Below are 22772 nucleotides of genomic sequence, written 5' to 3' on the forward strand. Positions count from 1 at the left end.
AAAGCAGTCCATGAGGCTAAACTGCTAAACTTAGTAACGGATAAAGCCTATCATACTCTCAACTGGCAACCAGTATGGGATTTTGAGCGAACAATCAAAGAAACTGTACTCTGGTATCGTGAAGCTAATCAGATATCCCCAGGAGATAGCGCTAAGTTTCAAACTTTAACCAGACAACAAATAGAATCCTATCAAGCTGATATTTTTAAAACTAACAAAACCTTAATCAAAATCTAACGATGACTCAATCTCTCACCAAAAACGAAACCCAAGAACAACAACTCAGAAATAAAGTACTAGAAGCGGTACAAGAATATTATCAAGTTAAATTTGGTTCGCGTTCGTTTATTCCTGGTCAAACCTATGTACCAGTTTCAGGAAAAGTATTTGATGACCAAGAATTAGTCAAGCTAGTTGATTCTTCTCTAGATTTTTGGCTTACCACAGGAAGATACGCAGTGGAGTTTGAGACCAAATTTGCTGAGTGGATGGGGGTTAAACATTGTTTACTAGTCAATTCTGGTTCATCGGCTAATTTAGTAGCTTTATCTGCTCTGACTTCGGCTAAATTAGGAGAAAAAAGATTAAAACCCCAAGACGAGGTTATTACAGTCGCTGCAGGTTTTCCTACTACCGTTAATCCCATCTTTCAAAATCAGCTAGTACCGGTTTTCCTAGATGTGAAACTACCTAGCTATGATCTAGATATTGACCAATTAGAAGCAGCTTTATCTGACAAAACTAAAGCGATTATGATCGCTCACACCCTAGGTAACCCTTTCAACCTAGAAGCAGTAATGGCTTTTGCCCAAAAACACGACCTCTGGGTAATTGAGGATAATTGTGATGCGGTAGGAAGTGTATATAATGGTCAAAAAACAGGAACATTTGGTCATTTAGCAACCGTTAGCTTTTATCCTGCTCATCACATGACTATGGGAGAAGGTGGCGCGGTTTTAACCAGTGATAGTCGTCTCAAAAAAATTGTCGAATCTTTCCGAGATTGGGGGAGAGACTGTTGGTGTCCTCCTGGAGTAGATAATACTTGCGGGAAAAGATTCGCTTGGCAATTAGGAGATTTACCCTTTGGTTATGATCATAAATATACATATTCCCACGTTGGTTATAACTTAAAAATGACCGATATGCAGGCAGCGGTAGGAGTAGCCCAACTAGCTAAGTTACCCGAATTTATCGCCAAACGCCAAGAAAACTTTAAGTTCCTCAAAACCCAATTAGCTGATTTACAAGACTTTCTAGTCTTACCCCAACCTGCAGCCAATTCTGAACCAAGTTGGTTTGGTTTTCCCATTATGGTTAAAGAAGATGCTCCCTTTACCCGTAATGATTTAGTCAAATACCTAGAAGATAAACGTATTGGAACTCGACTTTTGTTTGGAGGTAACCTAGTGCGTCAACCCATTTATCAAGGCTTAAATTATCGAGTGATTGGGGATTTAGCCAATACTGATAAAGTTATGGCAGGGGTATTCTGGATAGGGGTTTTTCCTGGATTAACAGAAGAAATGTTAACTTATACCTGCACAGTAATCAGAGAGTTTTGTCAAAGTTATTAGTAATTATGGATGAGTTAACAATCTTAGTGGCAGGTTTTTCAGGTTTGTCTTGTGCTTATCACTTCCCTGGAAAAACTACTATATACGAAGCTAGAGATAATGTTGGTGGTACTGCAGGGTCGATGGAGTGGGAAGGATTTACCTTTGACTATGGTCCTCACATATCCTTTACTAAAGATACTTATGTGCAAAAACTTTTAGCACAAGGGGTTAAGGATGAATATGTAACCAAACAGGTATCTAATGGCAATTATTATCAGGGTCATTGGGTAAGACATCCAGCTATTTGCAATCTCTGTGACTTGCCTCCTGAAACTAATAGAGATGCACTGTTATCTTTTATTGAAACGAAAGAGAGAGAATCGGAAATTCAAAACTATCGTGATTGGTGTGAGTTGGGACAAGGTAAATATTTTGCCGAAAACTTTACCCACATATATACTGAAAAGTTTTGGACGGTTAAACCCGAAGAAATGACCTATCAGTGGGTAGGAGAAAGGGTAGCCAAACCTACTCTCAAAAGAGTTATTGATGGTTCTTTGGGATTGCAAACTGATACAGGTTATTATTTTACTGAGTTTCGTTACCCTAAAGTAGGAGGTTATGGCTCTTACAGTAATTTTTGGTTAGAGGCTAAAGATAGGGTTAATTTAAAACTAAATCATCGAGTCACCAAAATTGATTTAAATAAAAGAATCTTATCTTTCGCCAATCAACAGGATCAAGAATTTGGCGAAACTCTAATTACATCTTTACCTCTGCCTGAATTTATTTCTCTGGTTGTTGACGTTCCTGAATCAGTACAAGAAGCTGTTACAAAATTACGATGTACATCAATTGCACTGATTAACATTGCCTTAAATGAACAGGTAAATTTACCTTATCATTGGTTCTATGTTTATGATCCTGATATTTTAACCCCAAGAATAAGTATTTATTCTAATATTTCTGAGTTAAATGCTCCAGAAGGTTGTACATCACTACAAGCAGAAGTTCCCTACAGTAATACTCGTCCTTTACCTGTAGAGAGTTTAGTAGAAAGAGTTCTTGATGACTTACAAAAAATGAAAATGTTTAATCCAGATTCTATTTTAAAAGCATGGCAAGTAAATGTCAAATACGGTTATGTTATATATGATCAAAATCGAGAAGCTTCTCTAAATATTATTCACGACTGGATGAGAAGTAAAAATGTTGAACCTGTAGGTAGATTTGGTTTGTGGCAATATTTATGGAGTGATCAGGCTATTAAAAGTGGTAAAAAACTAATAGAATCAAAATTTTTAGTCACTTAAATAGCTTAATTTGATAACTAACTTTGCTGTTTTAATAATCTGCAAAATTCAATCAAAAAATCTTCTATTTCTTCTATAGGTTGATGAATCTGGGATAGGAACTTGCTTTCATAACTAAAATCATCACTAGCTTGAACACCTTCAGGTATAGTTAATTCTATCTCCTTATCAAAGTGAGTTTTCATGATTTGACAAACTAATTGAGCAAGTTCTTTGATACTGAGATTATCATTACCAGTTAGATGAATTAAAGGTATGTTTTCTTGTAGAAAAAAAAGCTTTTCTAATGTAGCACAGATATCATTGACACCGATAAAATTTCTTTTTTGTGTTCCTGGCGTTTTCAAGATAATCTGTTTATTAAGAACTGCTTCTTGGCAAAATGATACTGGTACTAAAGTCCATCTATTGAATTTTTTGAGATTAGCAGGAATTCCAAAAAAGTTACTAGGTCTAATAACCGTACCTTGAATTTTACTTTCACGGTTATACATTTGGACATATTCTTCGGCCTGTAAATGACTTAATCCATAATCATTTGCAGGTAAAGGTTGTACTGACTCATCTATAGTTCCACTGGGATGACCAAAAACATGAAAAGTCGATAAATAAACAAATTTAGGTATATTATTGCTGAGACAAAAATCTAAAGCAGCCTTAGTCCCTACAATGTTTTGACAGATACTAGTATAAGGATTTTCACGACAAGTAACTTCATGGGCAGCAGCTGCATGAATAAATAAATCAACAGGAGTTGATACTGTTTGCTTAACAAGGTCATCTACTGCATCTAAATCAATTTTGATATCAGCATCTTGTTGGCGTGTTCCTTTCAAAACTTGCCAACCTTGCTTTTTAAAATATTGACAAGCAATAGATCCAAAATAACCATTAGCACCAGAAATAATTACTGTTTTACTGCTCATTATTTTAAATTATTTTTATATACAAAAGGACTTTTAAACTCAGAACAAGTGATAAAACTTTGGTCTCGTTTTGAAATAATCGGGTTAGAAATTTGCCAAGTAAAATCAATAGAATTCCAGAGAATTCCTGTATCATGTTCAGGTGAATAGACAGTAGAAACCTTATAAACCATAATAGCCTGTTCACTCAATACATAAAATCCATGTGCTAATCCTTTAGGAATATAAACAAGATTACCTTGTTGAGAACTAAGAGTAAATGTTGCGACTTTTTTATAAGTTGGAGAACCTACTCTTAAATCAACAACTAAATCTAGTACTTCTCCTGATACACAATAGACCATTTTAACGTGTTCATGAGGTGGAAGTTGAAAATGTAACCCTCTCAAAACATTTTGTTTAGACACAGAATAATATTCTTCAGAAAAATTAGTTTCTAAGTGATTTTGCTTAAAAATATCTTCATGAAAAATCTTCACAAAACTACCACGTTCATCTGCTAAAACTTTGGGTTGAATTTCATAACAACCAGTTATTGGACTGTCTTTAATTTCCATAATAGGTTTAATTTTGATTGGTTAATACCAAGTCGCTATCAAAGAGAGTATTTAGTCATTATGTGGGATAAATCAATTAACCCCTGGGATAGCTTACCATAATTGGTAGGTCTGAAGGCAACTTGGTACAACTGATTTTATCATTATTGTGCTCTCTCTATATCCACTAATCAGGAAGTAGTGGATATAGATGTCAGAAATTATTCCTGACTAAAATAAGCTTCTAAAGCTTCGGCTAGAATGCGATTCATCGAGGTATTTTGTTGGGTTGCTGTTTCTTTGAGACGAGTATATAAATCATCAGTGACACTAATACGGTGTTGGTGTTTACGACTGCGTCGGGAAGACTTAGAAGGTTTACTCTGATAATTAGAGCTAAACTCTCTGAGAGCCTCAAACCCTACACGGTTACAGAATTCGCCGAAACTTTCGCTATTTTGACGATTTTCTCCGAAGAACACGAAAAGAGGCTCTAGAAAGCCTTCTAACTCGCTTATAGGCAACTTTTCGACATAGGGTTGAGCTAAGGTAGTTTGATTGGGAGAGCCACCTAACCAAATCTGATAAGCTTCAGGTGCACTACCGACAAAACCTAACTCAGCCATATAGGGGCGAGCACACCCGTTAGGACAACCCGTCATTCTCACGACAAAGTGATGCTCTGACATATTGAGCTTATCTAGTAATTGGCGAATGCGCTGCAGAATAGAGGGTATAACCCTTTCTGATTCGGTTATGGCTAAACCACAAGTAGGTAAAGCAGGACAAGCCATAGCATAGCGGAAAAGTGGCTCAATGCGCTCGGGTTGTGTTTCTATCCCGTATTGCTGGAAAATAGAGATAATTCTGTCTTTAGCTGTGGGTTCAATTTCATAGATAATCAGATTATGGTTAGGTGTCAGACGTATGGGTAATTGAAACTCAGTAATAATCTCTCTTAAGGCTGTTTTCAGTTTCCAGTTACCTTCGTCTTTAACCCGACCATTGTCTATAGACAGACCAAAAAAGAGTTTACCATCCCCTTGTTCATTCCAGCCCAAAAAATCTTGATATTGCCAAGGTGGTAAGGGTTGAGATGGTTCTAATTTTTTCCCAAAATAAGACTCAACTTGCTCACGGAATTTAGCTACTCCCCAATCATTGATCAGATATTTCATGCGCGCGTGACGACGATTGACGCGATCGCCATAATCTCTTTGAGTAGCAACGATCGCCTTAACCAAATCATAGACATCATCTTTAGCTACATAACCAATCTCATCAGCCATCCGGGCGAAGGTTTCCTCTTTATTATGAGTTCTCCCTAAACCACCTCCTGCGAGTACATTAAACCCCTGTAATTCTCCCTGTTCATCGGTTATGACAACTAAACTCAAATCATGGGTATAGATATCTATGGAATTATCCCCAGGTACAGTCACAGAGCACTTAAATTTACGTGGCATATAGTGTTCTCCGTAGATAGGCTCTTCAGACTCTTTAAAGACGGGGATATTGCCATTTTTTAACCTAGCTTCCTTGATTTCGGGTAATTCTTCCCCAGTTATCGCCTTTTCCCCATCTAGCCAAATCTCGTAATAAGCACCAGTTTGAGGGGTTAATAAATCAGCGATACGGTTAGCATAATCCCACGCATACTGATACTCTCGACGTTGTTTAAAAGGTGCAGGAGGGGCCATGACGTTACGGTTTAAATCTCCACAAGCGCCTAGGGTTGAACCCATATTGCGAACAATCTCACCGATAACGGTTTTGAGATTCTTTTTTAAAACTCCATGTAACTGGAAACCTTGACGAGTAGTTGTTCTGAGAGTTCCATTACCATAGGTTTCTGAGAGTCTATCTAGGGTAAGGTATAGCTGCGCGGGAATAAAACCCCCAGGGTTACGGGTGCGCAACATAAACTGATAGTCTTTTTCTTGTCCTTTAACTCGGTTATCTCGGTTATCCTGTTGATAAGAACCGTGAAATTTGAGTATTTGTATCCCATCTTCGCTAAAATGAGTAGTATCTTCTCTTAACTGAGTTGCTAGAGGCTCTCTGAGATAATTACTCCGTTCTTTAATTCCTTCTACTTTGGAAACTTTTGTTTGTGGTGATTCTGAAATATTAACCATGGAAATTTTGAAATTGTCCGTTGAATCGATCGCATTTTTAATCGTTAACCCTATTTTACTACGATCGCACAGTCTCTCCTCATTTTCTCTATTTTCTAAGTAGGTAGGGGTGTTTTAATTGACTTAATTTTTCCTTCTGATTCCCAACGACGAAGACTACTAACGCTAACAGATAAAGCTAGTGCTGCTTCTTTAGGGGTTAGGTATTTCATTATTTATTACTAACTTACTAATTTTAGTTTAGCAGATTATTGCTTATTTAAGCGGTTTGATGAGAAATTTTGTAGCTAATAATGACGTCTTAAATCTGGATTGGGTAAAGGTTTATTTCTAGCTTGATAGTCTTCGATTAAAAGTTCTAAAACCTCTTGCCCATTTTTCAAAGCTTCTTCATAACTATCCCCGTGTGTATGAGCATAAGGACCAAATTCAGGTAAGCTAACTATATATTTTTGATCTTCCTTTGACCATTGAATCAGGATACTATAGTGATAGTTCATTATTCTACTACGATCGCCCTTTCTCTCTTAACCTTCTATGTCTTCTACACATGTTCCCACAGTTTTTAACCATCCTCCCTACATTATTCTGAATAATCAAGGAGAATTAAGCGAATCCTATAATCTCACTCATAAATTTCATCGTCTCGGTAGAGACAGTACCCAAGTAGATTTAGTTGTACCAGAAACTTGGTCAGTAGTCAGTCGTTGGCAAGCTACCTTTAAAAAAGTCAATAATGATTATTATATTTACGATGGTGATGGTGTTAAGCCTAGTACTAATCGTTTATTTATCAACAATACCCTAATTACTCCTGCTGATGGTTATTGTCTGCAACATCAAGACGAGATTAAAATCGGTCAAGATACCAAAGCGATGGTCATTATTACTTATTATGATCCTAGTAAGACCATTGTTCCCCCTCCACAAGCTTATAATATTGCTTTAAAAAATCGTTCTGTGGTTATAGGTAGAGAAATAGGGGTTACTCTGCAATTAGACGCACCTACGGTATCTCGTAAACACGCTACTATCGATACTGATAATCAAGGACGATATATCCTCACAGATTATAGTGTCAATGGTGTCTATGTTAATGATGAAAAAGTTAGCGGTAGCGCGATTATTAAAAGGGGTGATACTATTCGTATTGGTCCTTATATTCTTACTGTTCAAGGTGATAATCTAGTTATTACCGACCAAGGTAAAAATATTCGTCTTGATTTAAATAATTTAGGACGAATTCAACCACCCCAACTCCATAATATCTCCTTACCGATCGAACCGGGACAATTAGTAGGGATTGTTGGTGGAAGTGGTACGGGTAAATCTAGTTTGATTAAGGCTATTTTAGGGATAATTCCTACCCAAGAGGGTGCAGTTTATCTCAATGGACATAATTTACCCCGTAACTTCAATATCTATTGTACCCAAATTGGTTATGTTCCTCAAGATGATATTATTCACCGTGATTTAACTGTCACTGAGGTTTTAACTTTTGCGGCTTTATTACGTCTCTGTGATGTTAATGTTAAGCAAATTGTTACGGAAACTTTAGCACAAATTGAATTAAGCGATCGCCGTGATACTTTAGTCAGAGATTTAAGTGGAGGTCAAAAAAAACGGGTCAGTATTGGTGTAGAATTACTCGCTGATCCTAAACTCTTCTTTCTCGATGAACCTACCTCGGGATTAGATCCAGGTTTAGACAAAAAAATGATGGAACTATTACAGAATTTAGCCCAACAAGGTAGAACTGTTTTAGTGGTTACTCACGCTACCAACAATATTACCCTGTGCGATCGCCTGTTATTTCTTGGTAAACAAGGTCATCTTTGTTATTTTGGTCCTCCTGAAGAAGCCCTTAATTTTTTCCAAGTGACTGACAATAATTTTGCTGATATTTATCTTAATCTCGAAGATTTAGAAACGGTACAAACCGCAGCAGAAAACTATCAAAATTCTCCCCAATATCAACAATATATTCAGAATCGTTTATTTATTGGGGAACAACCAGCTAATACCAATACTCCCCAAGCTATTAAAGGTTCATTTGTCCAACAATTATCAATATTAACTAAACGTTATTTCCGACTAATTACTAGAGATAAACTTAACTTAATTATTAGCTTATTAACCGCACCCATAGGAATTGCTTTAATCAAATTAGCCATCCCATCGCAACAAACCCTCTTTTTTACTCCTGATGATCCTGCTCTGGATTTAGCCCCCTTGACACTGCGCGTTTTATTCGTTTTCACCTGTGCAGCTATTTGGATTGGTTTATTTAGTTCCCTCAATGAAATAGTCAAAGAAAGAGAAATTTACACCAGAGAAAGACTAGTAAACCTGGGGATTTTACCTTATTTAGCTTCTAAATATTTAGTACTAGGTGGATTAGCTATCGCTCAAAGTTTTTTAATTAGTTTAACTATTTTGATATTCTTTCAATCTCCTGTCTCTCAATTACTACCCTGGAGTTTAGGATTACTTATTACTAGTACTTTAACGATTATTACTGCTCAAAGTTTAGGATTAATGATTTCAGCGGGAGTAAAAAATAGTAATCAAGCTAATAACTCTCTACCCATACTATTAATACCTCAGATTATCTTTTCAGGAGTGTTGTTTACCATGACGGGAATAGGTAAATATATCTCTTGGTTAATGTTGAGTCGATGGTCTGTGGGAGCATATGGTATCTTAGTTAATTTTAACGACATGATACCCATATTAGAAGGAAATATGACTATTTTTGAAACCACACCCCTAGAATGTCCTTTACCTATTCAAGCGTCAGCTGTATATAACTCTAGTTGGCAGAATTTACTCTTAGATTGGGGTATTCTTTTACTCCATAGTCTAATTTACGTAATTATTACTTTTTTCCTGCAACGACGCCAAGACATTAGAAGGAAAATAACATTTTATTAAGTTAATATACTTATTTAGCGAGAATAAATTGAAAATCTTCTCAAAGCTAATCTCTAATTAAGGTTTGAGATTTTTTAACATAAATTCTCGGGCTTAAATGTAACATTTTATTAAGCATTTCTCATTTTTGCCATAAAGTTAATCTATACTGTTATCTATACGATCCCCGTCTAGTTTAAATACTAAATCTCTAATTAAGAATAAGGAGTAAGAAATGGAATTAACACAAAACTATCAATGGAATAAGGTTAGTTACCTAGGCATATTCAAGAGCCTTTTATTATGGATGTTCACTTTAACCGTTTGTTGGTTAGTAGTCGGATTCCCCCTGATTGTGATCATGGCTACAATTGCGGTTTTATCAGCAGTAATTTTGCAATCAGTGTTACCAATGAGTGCAGTTTTATTAGTAGTTGGTAGCATTGTTGGCGTAAATGTATTAGCTGTTATCTTTGGCGCAGTTATTCTCACCCTCAAAGGTATCCATCCCCAAGATGTAACTTGGCTGCGGTGGCTACATGGACAAGCTAAACCTTTACATACATCTGTATATGCTGCGTGTCCTTTAACCTGTGAAGTCAATCAATAAATATCGGTTAATTATTTTAAAAAAACTGCAGCCCGGAAACCCCCGGGTTTTTTATTGTGCTTTAATGGGAAGGGTGAGTAAAAATTAACTAGCAAATGAGTGATTTAAGGGTTTGTGTTACTCTCGGAACTCGTCCCGAAGGAATTAAATTAGCACCAATAGTGCAGAAGTTGCGCCAGATTAAAGAAATTAACACCCATCTAGTGTTAACTGGACAACATCGGGAAATGGTAGAACAAGTAATGCAGCTATTTAATCTCCAAGTAGATGAGAATCTAGAGATTATGCAGGTAAAACAAACTTTGAGTGATATTACTTGTCGTAGTCTCCAAGGTTTAGAAACAATTTTTACACAAATCAAACCGCAGTTAGTAATTGTACAAGGAGACACAACAACCGCTTTTGCCGCTAGTTTAGCAGCTTTTTATCAACAAATAGCGATCGCCCACGTTGAAGCAGGTTTACGTACTAATGATTTATTTAACCCTTATCCTGAAGAAGCTAACCGTCGTCTCATTTCCCAATTGAGTCAGCTTCATTTTGCACCAACTCCAGCTGCTGTCAAAAACTTGCAAGATTCGGGAGTAACGGGAAAAATCTATCAAACTGGTAACACCGTTATCGACGCCTTATTAAGCGTAGCCAAAAATAATCCTAGTTGTGATATTCCTGGTTTAAATTGGCAAGATTACCGCGTCATGTTAGCTACAGTACATAGACGGGAAAATTGGGGAACTCCTTTACAAGACATTATTAAAGCTTTTCAAGCTATTTTAACTCAATACCCCGATACCGCTTTATTATTACCCCTACACCGTAACCCCGTAGTTAGACAACCTTTACAAGAAGCTTTAGGTAACCATCCGCGGGTATTTTTAACCGATCCTTTAGACTATAGTCAATTAGTAGGAGCAATTTTACGCTGTTATTTCTTACTTACAGATTCTGGAGGACTACAAGAAGAAGCCCCCAGTCTAGGTAAACCAGTATTAGTACTCAGAGAAACCACCGAAAGACCAGAAGCGATCGCCGCGGGAACTGCTAAACTAGTAGGGACTGATTCTACAACTATTCTCAAGGTAGCTGGTGAATTACTCGAAGATCAAGCAGTTTATCAACAAATGGCGACTGCGATTAATCCTTTTGGAGATGGTCAAGCTTCCACCAGAATTGTTAAAATTATTCAAGAATATGTGACACACTCCTACACCAAATCAAAGATTATGGAGTAGACTTCTTGTCTTTCACCTGTGTAGATGATTGACCGTTTTTGAGTGAGGCGATGCCCATCCCCACTTTTGATTTAACCAGCTTTTTAAGCTTTGTTAAACTTCTTTTATTGTACAGCATAAAATTGCAAGTCATCTCACACTTAACAAAAATTAAAGTGTGAGGCTTCTTGCAGCTAAGCTAAATGGTTAAAATCGCATTTGATACTCTAATACTCCGCGTGTATCTTCTGAGAAATCACTAGATCCACGCAACAAAAAGCGATCGCCGAAACGATAACGAACTCCAAATTGTGGAGGTTGGGTATCAGTTAAAACCTTAAGTATCGAAAAAGAAAAATTCTTAGTTGCGTCAAAACCAATCTCAGCCGCTAAACCAAAATCGTCTGTTTTATTTTCTGATTCCAGAATCGGAGTAGGAAAAACCCTTAACTCACTTATCCCAAAACTATTAGCCAATTCTTGTTGTACAGTACTAAAAATCGCCCCTCCTACTAAATTAGCTAATCCTATAGTAGTGTCACCACTTCCGAAGCTATCTACAACACCTCCTCCCAATAAAGCGAGAATCTCTTGTTGACTACGTGGAGGACTACTAGTTAACTGTAAGCTATTATTTAACTGACTAGCAAAACCCTGAATATTGGCTTGGATACGAATAGTCTCCACAGTACCCAAATTATATACCGAAGCATCACTAATCTCAGAAGACAAAGGATCTCTAATTAAATCATTAGCATTGCTTTCAGTCACCGACCCAACTAATTCTACCTCTAAATAGGGATCAAGTCCTTGATTAGGTAAAAAACGCGCGCGACTTTGACTATTTTTAGCTAAACGTAAATAAGTAGTTAACAGATTTACTCCACCTTGTTTTAATTCTATTGTTCCTTCGGGAAGTGGATTAGTTAAACTACCATTTAAATTTAAACTTCCTGTCGCTACAAAACTTAAAATTGGTGGTCTGACTAATTTAATATTTTCCCTTAAATGTAATTGTAAACCAACCAAATCAACTCTATTTATATACTCGTTTGTTAATAATAATCTTGGTGAGGCTATTTCCTCTAAAAAAACTTCTCCCTCAGATAGGTTTAATTCTCCAGTTAAATCCATATCTAACCAACTCCCCAAAACTCGTAAATTTCCTGCTACTCTACCTTGATAGAATCCTTTGAGGTTTAAATTGAGGTTATTAAAATTAATATCTACAAACTCATTACCATTATTAACTCGATTCAGGGGAAGGTTACCACTAACGAAAAAATCGCCACCACTGAAATTACCCTTTAAATAGGGTATCTCCATATGGTCAAAACTAAATAGAATTTCTCCCCTAATTGCGGAAACAGGATCATTAGGGAAAAACTCACTAACAATGACTCCTTGATCTAGTTTAACCCTTCCTACAGTAGTCAGATTAGATAACTCTCGGTTTTTTTGATTAAATAACCCTGATATCTCTAGATTAATCTCTCCTTGTCCTTGTTGCCAGATTAAAGCATCAGTAGTGATAATATTGATTAACCTTAACCCTTCGTCTGCAATATTTATACTGAGGTTAAACTCTTGACTAGTTGGGGAAATCTTTGTCAAAGGTAGCTGATAAGGAAAATTACCCTCTAGTTTAATTGGTTTGGCTTTATTAGTTAATAAACTAGTGAAATTAAAATCGAGATTAGCATTTTTATAATTAAAATTCCCTGTAGTAGCGTAAACTGGTGTCTTGTTAAGTATTATTTCTTCTAGGGTAAAATTACCTTGAGCTTGGGGATTTTCTCTGCTACCCTTTAGAGAGAATGTTCCGTGGAGTTTTCCTGAAAAAGTCAAGTTAAAGGGTAAGGAGATTAACTCATTCACTAACCCTAAAGGTATATTAACTAGATTTAACTCTCCTTCTTGACTGAGATTATTAAAATATCCCCTAAAATTAAGAAAACTATCTCCAGAGTTTAGACTAATTTCCTGAAAGCTTAGGGTTTCTTGACTAAAATTACCCGTAATTAAAAACTTATCTAAAGTATAATTATCCCATTGCCAATTTTTACCTTCAAAATTAAAATCAGCTTTAATTCGTGAGTCAAGATAACCATTGAGTATTAATTTACCATTAAGATTACCACGAAGTTGACGTAAGTCAGGAATTTCTATAGTCTGTTGTTGATTTTCTTGGTTAGTTTTAGCTAAAAAAGTTAATTGAGAAATTAAGGCTAATTGTTGCAATATAGTATCATCTGAACTTCCTAGGGAAAGTTGGCGCGATTCTCCAGCTAAACTAGTTGCATCTCCATACACTATCGGTTGTATTCCTAAGAGTAAATCTCTTAAATCAAAAAGTTGCCAAGTCTCTAAAATATCTTGAATATCACCTTCATTAATTATGACTTCTCCTTGAATGTGGGGAATATCTTCGGTAAAGTTTAACTCTAAATCTCCTAAATATTCTGTGTCTCCCTGTAATAATTTTAAGTTGCTAATCTGGACATTTTGATTATGATAAGTTAGGTTAGTAGTAATGTTTTGTATCTGTAAATTTTCGATTTTAGCAGCGTCTATCCTTAAATTACTAACTAGACTGTAATTGTTTAAATCAATTATCCCATTACCTGATAATCTTCCTGAAATATTAGTAAATGATAAAACTTGACTAATTTCTAGAGGTAGATTAGTTATCTTGACTAAGAGATTATGATCTTGGCGATCGCCTTTTACTTCTGTTTCTCCTTGTCGTAACCAAAAATAGTTAGGTTGATAATCATTAGTTAAGGATAATTGAATTAAATCTTCTTCTCCCTTTAAGTCTAGATTAATCTCTGAATCACTACTAATTTTCCCTTGTAAAGGTTCAAAATTTAACCCCGAAAAGGTTAACCCTTGTAACGCTAAATCCCCATTAACTCTGAGGGAGTGATTATGCTTATTAATTTTACCTTGAAAAAATAATTCACCATCTAGAGATAATTCTGTAACCAATCCCCCTAGATTAATTCTCGCGTTAAAAATATCTAAGTCTATATCTTCTATATTACCATTCTCATTAATAGCTACCCAACCTTTACCGTTGATTCCCTCTCCTGTAATTGTTTCTAGGTTTAATAACTTTCCATCCCAATAGATAGTAGTAGCAATAGGATAATTAATCAACCCTAATCCTTGATTGAAATATAAATTCCCCCTAGCTTCTATACCAGCTAAACTCAGATTAGTTAAATCAGCGCTAATTTCTGTATTTGCTGTTACATATCCAGGGAGAGAAAAGTAACTTAAATCTAAATTATTAGTTAATACTTGAGTGGTAATTTTACCTGCTGATATGTTTAGACTATCTATAACAATATTTCCCTGATTAGCTAAATCTAAATTACCATAACCTTGAGCCGTAAAATCGTCTAAACTATTGCCAATTTGACCATTAAGTGCTAAAAATAAATCTAGATCTTCAGCTTTTATTTCACTAGACCAATTCCCGTTATTTAACTCAAAATTATTAGTCTTAATTAGACCATAAACACTCGTTAAACTAACTTCACCCGTAGCGTTAATCTTACTTAAATCTAGATCTTCTCCAGAGATACTTAATTGACTGTTCAGATAATGAGAATCTAAATTAAGGTTAGCAATAGTTAGATTAGTTTGCCAATTTAATCCAGTAAAAGTAAGAGAATCAACCCTAATTATTCCTTCTTTTAGAGATAATTCTCCTTTGACTTCTCCTTGGATTTGAGAGAGATGATTAAGAGAACCAAAAATAGTAGTTTCTGCTGTAATAATTTCTAAGGGTATTTGATTAACAACAATAGGAACTTGACTACTACTGAGATTAAAGTTAAAATCACCATCAGTATTGCTTAAATCAAGATATCCAGTTGCTGTAGCTATTCCCCCTAAACTAGGTAAAGCTTCAAATTGCTCAATTACTAAACCAGTATTAGATAAATTAACTATACCCGAGATTGACTGAAACTCGTTTTCAGCAATTAATACAGACTCATGATTAGCAAAATCTATGACTAATTGGGGTTGTTTTAGAGCACCAGTAATGATTATATTAGCCTTAATCTCTCCTTCAATATCTATAGGTAGAGAAGGTAAATTTAAACTCTCTATCACTTCAGTAATAGGTATGGGTAGAGTTTTTGTTTGTAAGTTTAATCCCTGTTGTAAATCAATTGTACCTTTAGTTTCTAGGGGAATTAACCCTAATTGCGATCGCGTGTCAACTTCAATATGATCACCAAGAAAACGAAGTTCACCACTAGTCTGAGTCAGTTGATTGGGTAAATTGACTATATTGACTTCAAGGTTTTCTAACTTAGCGATTCCTCTAACTTCGGGTAATTCTGTTTTGGTGAGTTTAATCTCTAAATTACTATCAATTGTTCCATCGAAGAGAGTGAGAGGGAGTAAGGGTAAATGATTTAATTGAGTTGCTTTAAGTTGTGTTCCCTTGACTATTAGATTTAACTCTTCAGTAGGGATATCCATTGTACCAGCAATGCGAAAACTTCCACCCTGAGTCAATTCACCTCTCACGTTTAATTCTAGCAGTTCTGATTGATTAAACCAACGTAGCTGAGCAAAATTAACTAGAGTTTCTAAAGTTCCTTGATCGTTACTCAAGGCGATCGCTATGTTAGCATTAGTTAGAGATACCGATTGTAGATTAATTTCGATACCTTGGGAATGTTGAGGAGATTGACTAATCAAGTCAGTAAATAACCAACTGTTATCCTCTTTTTGTTGTAGATAGATAGTAGGTTGGATTAGATTAACTCTGAGATTGAGTTTTTGTTTAATTAATAACGTCCAGGGGTTAAAATTAACTTTAATACGTTCAATAATTATATAATCAGCTTCTGATGGTGTTGAGGGAAGGAAACTCTCACTAAAAGTTATTCCCCCGAAAGGAGAAAAACCTTCAACCTCACCGATTTCTACCCGACGATCTAATAATGTGGTCAATTCTTCAGCTACTAAAGGACTAAGTTTATGTTCTACCAGATACGATCCATAAATTAATCCTATTCCTGTAGTTGTCAACAAAACGCTACCAACCCCGATACAGAGTGAACGTAGCTTACCTTTGGATTTAAGAGATTTAGGCACCTATTTTAGATGATTATTAAAGTTCACTGTAAACCAAACTCTAAACAACAGAAAATAGAAACAGTATCCGAAAATAACCTTTTAGTACGCATTAAATCTCCTCCTGTAGATGGTAAAGCAAACAAGGAACTAATTGAGATTTTAGCTAAACATTTTGCTGTTGCCAAATCTCAAGTTAACATTAAACAGGGTCATAACTCTCAACATAAGCTAGTAGAGATTGACCTTAACTGATTCCTTGTTTAAGACTGCTACAGAACTCACTAAGTTCCCTTAAAGCAATTTCTGGTGGAGAAGTAGCCAGAATTTTTACACAAGCACTTCCGACAATAACTGCATCTGCTCCCCATTGTCGCATTTGTTGGGCTTGCTGGGCACTAGAAATCCCAAAACCTACCCCTACAGGTTTAGCTGTGATGTTTTTTAGGGTAGAAATCAGATTCTCTACTTGACTAGCTACCTGTGTACGCATTCCAGTTACACCAGTAACACTAACCAGATAGATAAATCCTTGGGATTGAGTAGCGATCGCTTTTATTCTCTGTTCAGGAGTATTCGGAGTCACCAACAGGGTAACTTCAATACCATAATTTTTAGCGGGTTGAATCAGTTGTTCTGCTTCTTCTAGGGGTAAGTCAGGTACAACTAATCCTTTTACTCCCGCGGTAGCGATTTGATTTAAAAAAGCTTCTTTACCACGATAAAAGATGGGATTATAGTAAGTAAAGAGAATAATTGGCGCGGTTAATTTTTGGCGGGATTCTTGGACTATACTTAAAACATCCTCTAGCTGTACACCTTTTTGTAAGGCACGAGTAGCAGCAGCTTGAATAATTGGACCATCAGCTAAAGGATCTGAATAGGGTACGCCTAATTCTATCAAATCTGCACCACCTGCTTCTAAAACCTCTAAAGCTTTAGCTGTTGTTTCTAAATCAGGATCACCCGCGGTAATAAAAGGAATCAACGCGCATTGATTTTTAGCTTTGAGAGATTGAAAACATTCTGAGACTGAGTTCATATTTGGTTAATGTTATCTTCTTCTGCAATTTCTGCTTGTAGTTTAGCAAGTTCTTCAGGGGTCATTTCTTCTAAGCGTTTACGCATAACCGCTTCTTCATAGTCTTTTAGCTGCTGATTGTAGGTCATTTTTTGGGTTAATACCCGTCGTAAATAGCTTAAAGTCCAAACAATTATACCCATTACGAGCAGAAATTGTGTCCAGATTCCCGCGTTAATCCCATTAATACCGAAAAGTTGCAATAAAAGGTAGAGTAAACCTCCACCTAGGAAAACAGCTAACCCAATCAAGATAATGTCAATTCGACGCATAATCGCAGTTAGGCTTTGTTAAGTTGGCGTTTTTGAGGACGGAAGTTTAAAAAGGGACTCAGTAACAACATTCCGGGAAAAGCAAAGAATACTAGAAAATACATAAATACTCTTTCGATAGAGCTAGCGACATACCAACGTTGGTTGAGGTAAAAGTAAACTAAACCAGGAATGATTAATAAATACAGTCCACTCAGACTTAGATATAGTGCAGCTACTAAGATAGTGTCTTGATTAAGCATAATTTATGTTAGTCTAATAGGTATTAATCAGTAATTATACCAGAAGATTGAAACTAAACCAGAAAGTAGATCTATACTAGAGATTGCTACTTTGAAATTTTAGCTATTTTGAAACTGTGCGACCTCAGAAAGCTCAGAAAATCGATTTAAACTCAGAATATATCTGTCCTTGTCGCCGTAAAGGCTGCTTAAAACCGATAATTCTTACAGAAGCATTTGGCTGCGATCGCTGTCAACAGATTTTTGTTGTCCAAGAGAATGGTTATCAAATTGAACAGCTAGCTTCTCATTATCCTTATAAAAAGAGTTGGCGTTGGTGTAATAACCGTTGGATTGTATCTAATCAAAATGTGGGAGACACTTATTTTCCCGTAGCTTTGGGAGTAATTCTGATTCTCTTGATTATTTGGTTACCTTTAGCGTTGCGATCTAGTTCTGGGGTTGGTATTGTTTTTTGGTCATTGTTTGCGCTACTGTTAGCAATAATTCCCGCTGTGATGGTTTGGCTAGCTTATCGCCGTTAAGTACTATGACAATCGAAAAATCTTTACAACAACTCCTTGAGCTAGCGTATCACGATTTTCTCGAGTTGGAAAAATCCACTAAACAACAGAGAAATGACGCTATTCTAGCCATGGCTAAGGGTTTAACCCAAGCTTTTGAGCAGATTTTAGAAGCTAATACTCTAGATTTGTTAGAAGCTAAAGAAATGGTTAGACCAGAATTAGTCATCAATTGGTTAAAATTAACTCCCTATAGGTTAGAAAATGCCGTTAAAATCATTGAGGCGATCGCTAAACTCAATGACCCCCTAGATAGACGTATTTATCGTCTCCAACAACAGTATAACCTTCCTCAGAGTTATTGTCGGGCGACATCTCTAGGGGTAATACTGTATGTTTCAGAAGCTTTACCAGAACTAGGGGCGATCGCCGCAGCCATGGCGATTAAAACAGGTAATAGCATTATTTTACGAGGAACAGGGGAATCAACCCATACTAAAGAAGCGATCGCCAAAATTTTACAATCAGCTTTAGTAAAAGGAGAATTACCCCATCACTGTATCCAAGATATTTCTCCTGATTTAGGTAACTTTATGATTAAAGATTTAGTTACTCAGGACAAATATATACAACTAATTATACCTTATGGACGTCCTAGTTTAGTCAGAAATGTGTATAATTTAGCAACAATACCCACGCTATTTACAGTCATGGGTAATTGTTATCTACACTATTGCAATAGCGGAGATATGGATCTAGTCCAAAAGATGATTATTGATAGTCATCAAAGTAAACCAGATCCAGTTAACGCTATTGAAAAAGTAACTATTGAAGAGAATTATAAATCCTATGGGTTAATTAAAATTTGGAAAAACCTTAAAGAAGAAGGATTTCAACTCAAAGGCGATCACGAATTAGTAGCAGAATTTCCCGAGTATTTAACACCTGTACAACCTGAGGAATGGGGATTACCCTATTTAAGTAAAACCGTTGCCTTTAAACTAGTAGATAATCTAGAACAGGGGATAGAATTTATCAATCAACATAGCACAGGTCATACTAACTGTTTAGTTACCGATTCCTACGAAGTTAGTCGTAACTTTGGTAACCAGATTAAAAGTGCTTTTACCTATATTAACTGTTCTCCTCGCTTCTCGCGCATCAGTCAAAACGAAGAAGCAGTCTATCTAGGTATCGCTAATCAAAAAGATGGGAGACGTGGTTTAATTAGCCTGGAAAGTTTTACAACCATTAAACAAGTTATCGAAGGAATAGACTAAAATCTCAAGGCGGGTAAGCCAGAAGTATTGCAATTACAGGAGATACCCGAACCCAAGATTAACAACCCCACAGATGTTTTGATCCAACTTAAAGCCGCAGGAATTAACCCTATTGATAGTGACATACTCCTACACCGAATCAAAGATTACGCTGTAGGCTTCTTATCTTTCACCTTAAGAGATGATTGACCGTTTTTGACTAAAAGCCTTTCTTTTGCTGAAGCAGCAGCAGCACCTTTAGTATTAATTACAGGATGGGAATCCCTCTACGATCGCGCCCAATTAAAAACAGGACAAACCGTACTTATTCACGGTGGAGCAGGTGGAGATTTAGTAACTATTATAGAACCTAATCCTAACCTAGGTAACCTGAAAAAAGCTCGACAACGGAATTTAAGCATAAGCTTAGAATTAATGCTAACTCCGGTTTTAGGGAAATTATTATCAGCCCAAATCCATCAAACCAATATACTCAAACAATGCGCCACTTGGATAGATGAAGGTAAACTAACTATACATCTAAGTCAAACCTTTCCCCTCTCTGAAGTAGCCACAGCTCATAGACAAATAGAAACAGGTTCAACCACTGGTAAAATTGCCCTGATCATAAGCTAGACTAAATTAAGGAATATTGTGCATTGTAAAGCTATATGACTAACACCCCCGTCTCGCGGATACGTAACTTCTCTATCATCGCTCATATCGACCACGGTAAATCAACTTTAGCTGATCGGATGCTCCAAATTACCAAAACAGTTAGTAATCGGGACATGAAAGAACAATTTCTCGATAACATGGATTTGGAAAGAGAACGGGGTATTACTATTAAGCTACAAGCAGCCCGAATGAAATATACAGCTAAAGATGGCGAAGATTACGTAATCAACCTAATCGACACACCAGGACACGTGGACTTCTCCTACGAAGTCTCAAGATCCCTAGCTGCTTGTGAAGGAGCATTATTAGTAGTGGATGCTTCCCAAGGTGTAGAAGCACAAACTATGGCTAATGTTTATTTAGCTTTAGAAAATAATTTAGAAATTATACCAGTCTTAAATAAAATAGATCTAGCTAGTGCTGAACCAGAAAGAGTAACCGAAGAAATAGAAGAAATTCTCGGGCTAGATTGTAGCAATATTATCAAAGCATCAGCAAAAACAGGTATAGGAATAGAAGAAATCCTCGAAGGAATCGTTAAACTAGTTCCTCCCCCCGCGGATACAATAGATCAACCCTTTCGAGCCTTGATTTTTGATAGTTACTACGACCCCTATCGCGGTGTTATCGTCTATTTCCGCGTCATGGATGGTAAAGTACGTCAAGGCGATCGCGTTTTATTAATGGCGTCGCAAAAACAATACCAAATCGATGAATTAGGGATACTCTCACCGAATCAGATACCCGTAGAAGAATTGCACGCGGGAGAAGTAGGTTATTTCGCCGCAGCGATTAAAACCGTAGAAGATGCTCGCGTTGGTGATACCATTACTCTAGTTAATACCCCAGCCTCTGAACCTTTACCAGGTTACGCTGAAGCTAAACCCATGGTTTTCTGTGGTTTATTCCCTACAGACTCTGACCAATACGAAGACCTACGGGAAGCGCTCAATAAACTTAAGCTCAACGACGCAGCCTTAAACTACGAACCCGAAACCTCTACAGCTATGGGTTTTGGTTTCCGTTGCGGTTTCTTAGGATTATTACACATGGAAATAGTCCAAGAAAGACTAGAAAGAGAATATGACCTAGATTTAATTACTACCGCACCTTCGGTAATCTATCGAGTTACTACTGCTGATGGAGAAATCCTCGAAATCGATAACCCTAGTCAACTACCTCCCCCACAAAAAAGGGAAAAAATCGAAGAACCCTATATTCAAGTAGAAATTATTACCGCAGAAACCTATGTAGGTGCTTTGATGGAATTATGTCAAAGTCGCAGGGGTGTATTTAAAGACATGAAATACTTTACCCAAACTCGTACTAATTTAATATATGAGTTACCCCTCTCAGAAGTAATTACCGATTTCTTTGACCAACTTAAATCACGCTCTCGGGGTTACGCTAGTATGGAGTACCAATTAATCGGTTATCGGACTAACCCCCTGGTCAGACTAGATATTATGGTTAATGGCGATCCTGTGGACTCTTTAGCGATGATTGTACACCAGGATAAAGCCTACAACGTTGGTCGTTCCCTCGTAGAAAAACTCAAAGAATTAATTCCCCGTCACCAGTTTAAAATACCCATTCAAGCAGGGATTGGCTCTCGGATTATCGCTAGTGAACATATTCCGGCTTTACGTAAAGATGTACTAGCCAAGTGCTATGGTGGTGACATCAGTCGTAAGAAAAAACTCCTGCAAAAACAAGCAAAAGGTAAAAAACGCATGAAATCTATTGGTACAGTGGATGTACCTCAAGAAGCTTTTATGGCTGTTTTACGCTTAAATCAGTAATTGTTAGACCTGGGTTTGAGCGTTAAGAAATGTTAAAAATCTCGGAAGTTGTTACAGAATTTAAAGATATGTTCGATTTTTGAGAAGAATCTCCCAATACTGCGATAGACTAGCTTTTGATCTGAAATTATCAATAAGTTAAGATCGCTTTAAATAAGGAGTCGAAATACAATGTCCCATAGCGTCAAAATTTACGATACTTGTATTGGTTGCACTCAATGTGTTCGTGCTTGTCCTCTAGATGTCCTTGAGATGGTTCCTTGGGATGGTTGTAAAGCAGGACAGATCGCGTCTTCTCCCCGTACGGAAGATTGCATCGGCTGTAAACGTTGTGAAACTGCCTGTCCTACAGATTTCTTAAGCGTTCGCGTATATCTAGGTGCTGAAACAACTCGCAGTATGGGTCTAGCTTACTAAACTGTAGGGTTTTATTTAGTTCAAGGGAGGATTTACCATAATCCCCCTTTTTCTGTTTTACCCCAACTTATGGTTAATCAGATATAATTAGTTCTGTGACATACTCCTACACCGAATCAAAGATTACGCTGTAGGCTTCTTATCATTCACCTTCAGAGATGATTGACCGTTTTTGAGTGAGGCGATGCCCATCCCCACTTTTTTAATTA

Annotated in this window: 19 protein-coding genes and 1 pseudogene; 12 read left to right on the forward strand and 8 right to left on the reverse strand. The window is 36.6% G+C overall.

Translation table 11 applies throughout. From position 1 onward, the window contains the following. The 3 genes from EA365_12445 to EA365_12455 form a co-directional block, all read left to right on the forward strand. A partial coding sequence (locus tag EA365_12445) for a CDP-glucose 4,6-dehydratase (GenBank protein TVQ43442.1) occupies window positions 1–237 on the forward strand: 237 nt, incomplete at its 5' end. 2 nt (window positions 238–239) lie between these two features. After that, a complete protein-coding gene (gene rfbH, locus EA365_12450) occupies window positions 240–1577 on the forward strand; it encodes a lipopolysaccharide biosynthesis protein RfbH (protein TVQ43443.1) in 1338 nt (445 codons plus the stop codon). A gap of 5 nt (window positions 1578–1582) precedes the next feature. Next, window positions 1583–2872: a hypothetical protein gene (locus EA365_12455; protein TVQ43444.1), complete on the forward strand. Its 1290-nt coding sequence runs from the start codon at window positions 1583–1585 to the stop codon at window positions 2870–2872. Between the two features lie 17 nt (window positions 2873–2889). Here EA365_12455 and EA365_12460 read toward each other — a convergent pair whose 3' ends face one another. From EA365_12460 to EA365_12475, 4 genes are all read right to left on the reverse strand, one after another. Further along, complete coding sequence (locus tag EA365_12460) at window positions 2890–3798, reverse strand: NAD(P)-dependent oxidoreductase (GenBank protein TVQ43445.1); 909 nt, start codon at window positions 3796–3798, stop codon at window positions 2890–2892. Then, on the reverse strand, window positions 3798–4355 hold the full coding sequence (rfbC, locus tag EA365_12465; protein ID TVQ43446.1) for a dTDP-4-dehydrorhamnose 3,5-epimerase: 558 nt from the start codon (window positions 4353–4355) through the stop codon (window positions 3798–3800). Before rfbC ends, EA365_12460 begins: the two co-directional genes overlap by 1 nt. Before the next feature lie 200 nt (window positions 4356–4555). Next, window positions 4556–6472 (reverse strand): sulfite reductase, ferredoxin dependent, encoded by a 1917-nt coding sequence (sir, locus tag EA365_12470; protein ID TVQ43447.1) that lies wholly within the window; start codon window positions 6470–6472, stop codon window positions 4556–4558. Window positions 6473–6759: 287 nt separating this feature from the next. Beyond that, a complete protein-coding gene (locus EA365_12475; GenBank protein TVQ43448.1) occupies window positions 6760–6972 on the reverse strand; it encodes a type II toxin-antitoxin system HicB family antitoxin in 213 nt (70 codons plus the stop codon). A 37-nt stretch (window positions 6973–7009) separates the two neighbouring features. On the opposite strand from EA365_12475, the gene EA365_12480 reads away from it, so the two are divergent. From EA365_12480 to EA365_12490, 3 genes are all read left to right on the forward strand, one after another. Beyond that, window positions 7010–9406 carry an ATP-binding cassette domain-containing protein gene (locus tag EA365_12480; GenBank protein ID TVQ43449.1) on the forward strand — a complete coding sequence of 799 codons (2397 nt, stop codon included), beginning with the start codon at window positions 7010–7012 and terminating at the stop codon, window positions 9404–9406. A 214-nt stretch (window positions 9407–9620) separates the two neighbouring features. Next, a complete protein-coding gene (locus EA365_12485) occupies window positions 9621–9995 on the forward strand; it encodes a hypothetical protein (protein ID TVQ43450.1) in 375 nt (124 codons plus the stop codon). Window positions 9996–10090: 95 nt separating this feature from the next. Continuing rightward, window positions 10091–11227: a UDP-N-acetylglucosamine 2-epimerase (non-hydrolyzing) gene (locus EA365_12490; protein TVQ43451.1), complete on the forward strand. Its 1137-nt coding sequence runs from the start codon at window positions 10091–10093 to the stop codon at window positions 11225–11227. Window positions 11228–11413: 186 nt separating this feature from the next. Here EA365_12490 and EA365_12495 read toward each other — a convergent pair whose 3' ends face one another. Beyond that, window positions 11414–16267 carry a hypothetical protein gene (locus EA365_12495; protein TVQ43452.1) on the reverse strand — a complete coding sequence of 1618 codons (4854 nt, stop codon included), beginning with the start codon at window positions 16265–16267 and terminating at the stop codon, window positions 11414–11416. A gap of 72 nt (window positions 16268–16339) precedes the next feature. On the opposite strand from EA365_12495, the gene EA365_12500 reads away from it, so the two are divergent. Next, window positions 16340–16564, forward strand: coding sequence for a YggU family protein (locus tag EA365_12500; protein TVQ43453.1), 225 nt, complete (start codon window positions 16340–16342; stop codon window positions 16562–16564). Here EA365_12500 and trpA read toward each other — a convergent pair. From trpA to EA365_12515, 3 genes are read right to left on the reverse strand one after another with little or no spacing between them, the layout of a single operon-like run. Further along, window positions 16557–17351 carry a tryptophan synthase subunit alpha gene (gene trpA / locus EA365_12505; GenBank protein ID TVQ43454.1) on the reverse strand — a complete coding sequence of 265 codons (795 nt, stop codon included), beginning with the start codon at window positions 17349–17351 and terminating at the stop codon, window positions 16557–16559. The two genes, EA365_12500 and trpA, sit on opposite strands and share 8 nt — an antisense overlap. Beyond that, window positions 17348–17662 carry a DUF3007 family protein gene (locus tag EA365_12510; protein ID TVQ43455.1) on the reverse strand — a complete coding sequence of 105 codons (315 nt, stop codon included), beginning with the start codon at window positions 17660–17662 and terminating at the stop codon, window positions 17348–17350. The genes trpA and EA365_12510 overlap by 4 nt, the downstream gene beginning before the upstream one ends. A gap of 8 nt (window positions 17663–17670) precedes the next feature. Then, the gene (locus EA365_12515; GenBank protein TVQ43456.1) at window positions 17671–17904 is read right to left on the reverse strand and encodes an NAD(P)H-quinone oxidoreductase subunit L; all 234 of its coding nucleotides are present in this window, start codon (window positions 17902–17904) and stop codon (window positions 17671–17673) included. Between the two features lie 116 nt (window positions 17905–18020). Between EA365_12515 and EA365_12520 the strand changes: the two genes are divergently transcribed. From EA365_12520 to psaC, 5 genes and pseudogenes are all read left to right on the forward strand, one after another. Further along, window positions 18021–18428 (forward strand): hypothetical protein, encoded by a 408-nt coding sequence (locus EA365_12520; protein TVQ43457.1) that lies wholly within the window; start codon window positions 18021–18023, stop codon window positions 18426–18428. Between the two features lie 5 nt (window positions 18429–18433). Then, window positions 18434–19687: a gamma-glutamyl-phosphate reductase gene (locus tag EA365_12525; GenBank protein ID TVQ43458.1), complete on the forward strand. Its 1254-nt coding sequence runs from the start codon at window positions 18434–18436 to the stop codon at window positions 19685–19687. Window positions 19688–19714: 27 nt separating this feature from the next. Next, window positions 19715–20302: pseudogene (locus EA365_12530) on the forward strand (hypothetical protein). A 35-nt stretch (window positions 20303–20337) separates the two neighbouring features. Next, the gene (locus EA365_12535; GenBank protein ID TVQ43459.1) at window positions 20338–22146 is read left to right on the forward strand and encodes an elongation factor 4; all 1809 of its coding nucleotides are present in this window, start codon (window positions 20338–20340) and stop codon (window positions 22144–22146) included. Between the two features lie 171 nt (window positions 22147–22317). After that, window positions 22318–22563: a photosystem I iron-sulfur center protein PsaC gene (gene psaC, locus EA365_12540; protein TVQ43460.1), complete on the forward strand. Its 246-nt coding sequence runs from the start codon at window positions 22318–22320 to the stop codon at window positions 22561–22563. The last annotated feature ends 209 nt before the right edge of the window (window positions 22564–22772 follow it).

Source organism: Gloeocapsa sp. DLM2.Bin57 (assembly GCA_007693955.1).
Classification (GTDB): Bacteria; Cyanobacteriota; Cyanobacteriia; order Cyanobacteriales; family Gloeocapsaceae; genus Gloeocapsa.